Source organism: Janthinobacterium pasteuri (assembly GCF_051380775.1).
GTDB lineage: Bacteria > Pseudomonadota > Gammaproteobacteria > Burkholderiales > Burkholderiaceae_D > Janthinobacterium.
The window spans coordinates 1-1,815 of the sequence record NZ_JBNYXS010000050.1; the positions used below are offsets into that span (position 1 = coordinate 1).

Here is a 1,815-nt window from a genome sequence, read left to right on the forward strand (position 1 = left end):
ATATGGTAGGAGAGCGTTCTGTAAGCCTGCGAAGGTGTCTTGTAAAGGATGCTGGAGGTATCAGAAGTGCGAATGCTGACATGAGTAGCGATAATGGGGGTGAAAAGCCTCCACGCCGTAAGCCCAAGGTTTCCTGTTCAACGTTCATCGGAGCAGGGTGAGTCGGCCCCTAAGGCGAGGCAGAGATGCGTAGCTGATGGGAAGCAGGTTAATATTCCTGCACCGTCGTATGATGCGATGGGGGGACGGATCGCGGAAGGTTGTCTGACTGTTGGAATAGTCAGTTTCTGTCTCATAGAAGGCGCTTAGGCAAATCCGGGCGCGGAATTCAAGGGGATGGGACGAGTGAACTTGTTCATGAAGCAATCGGAAGTGGTTCCAAGAAAAGCCTCTAAGCTTCAGTCATACGAGACCGTACCGCAAACCGACACAGGTGGGCGAGATGAGTATTCTAAGGCGCTTGAGAGAACTCGGGAGAAGGAACTCGGCAAATTGGTACCGTAACTTCGGGAAAAGGTACGCCCCGGTAGCTTGATTGGTTTACTCCATGAGGGTGAAAGGGTTGCAATAAACTGGTGGCTGCGACTGTTTAATAAAAACACAGCACTCTGCAAACACGAAAGTGGACGTATAGGGTGTGACGCCTGCCCGGTGCTGGAAGATTAAATGATGGGGTGCAAGCTCTTGATTGAAGTCCCAGTAAACGGCGGCCGTAACTATAACGGTCCTAAGGTAGCGAAATTCCTTGTCGGGTAAGTTCCGACCTGCACGAATGGCGTAACGATGGCCACACTGTCTCCTCCCGAGACTCAGCGAAGTTGAAATGTTTGTGATGATGCAATCTACCCGCGGCTAGACGGAAAGACCCCATGAACCTTTACTGTAGCTTTGCATTGGACTTTGAACCAATCTGTGTAGGATAGGTGGGAGGCTTTGAAGCGGGGACGCTAGTTCTCGTGGAGCCAACCTTGAAATACCACCCTGGTTTGTTTGAGGTTCTAACCTTGGTCCGTTATCCGGATCGGGGACAGTGCATGGTAGGCAGTTTGACTGGGGCGGTCTCCTCCTAAAGTGTAACGGAGGAGTTCGAAGGTACGCTAGATACGGTCGGACATCGTGTTGATAGTGCAATGGCATAAGCGTGCTTAACTGCGAGACTGACAAGTCGAGCAGGTACGAAAGTAGGACATAGTGATCCGGTGGTTCTGTATGGAAGGGCCATCGCTCAACGGATAAAAGGTACTCTGGGGATAACAGGCTGATTCCTCCCAAGAGTTCATATCGACGGGGGAGTTTGGCACCTCGATGTCGGCTCATCACATCCTGGGGCTGTAGCCGGTCCCAAGGGTATGGCTGTTCGCCATTTAAAGTGGTACGTGAGCTGGGTTTAAAACGTCGTGAGACAGTTTGGTCCCTATCTGCCGTGGGCGTTGGAAATTTGAAGGGGGCTGCTCCTAGTACGAGAGGACCGGAGTGGACGAACCTCTGGTGTACCGGTTGTCACGCCAGTGGCATTGCCGGGTAGCTAAGTTCGGAAGAGATAACCGCTGAAAGCATCTAAGCGGGAAACTTGCCTTGAGATGAGATTTCCCAGAGCCTTGAGCTCTTTGAAGGGTCGTTCGAGACCAGGACGTTGATAGGCTGGGTGTGGAAGTGCAGTAATGCATTAAGCTAACCAGTACTAATTGCCCGTACGGCTTGTCCCTATAACCTTAGCAGGTACAGAGGATAAGACGGTACAACGTTGTGAGTTTGTTGATACTACTATTCATTACCCAATCTTTGCTTCTTCCAGATTCAGGCTTTGTCGCTCAA

The 1,815-nt window shown here is 51.1% G+C and carries 1 rRNA gene; it reads left to right on the forward strand.

The annotated features are described in order from the left end of the window. A 23S ribosomal RNA gene (locus ACQ4WN_RS26145) occupies positions 1-1,706 on the forward strand; the annotation flags it as partial. Positions 1,707-1,815: the final 109 nt, after the last annotated feature.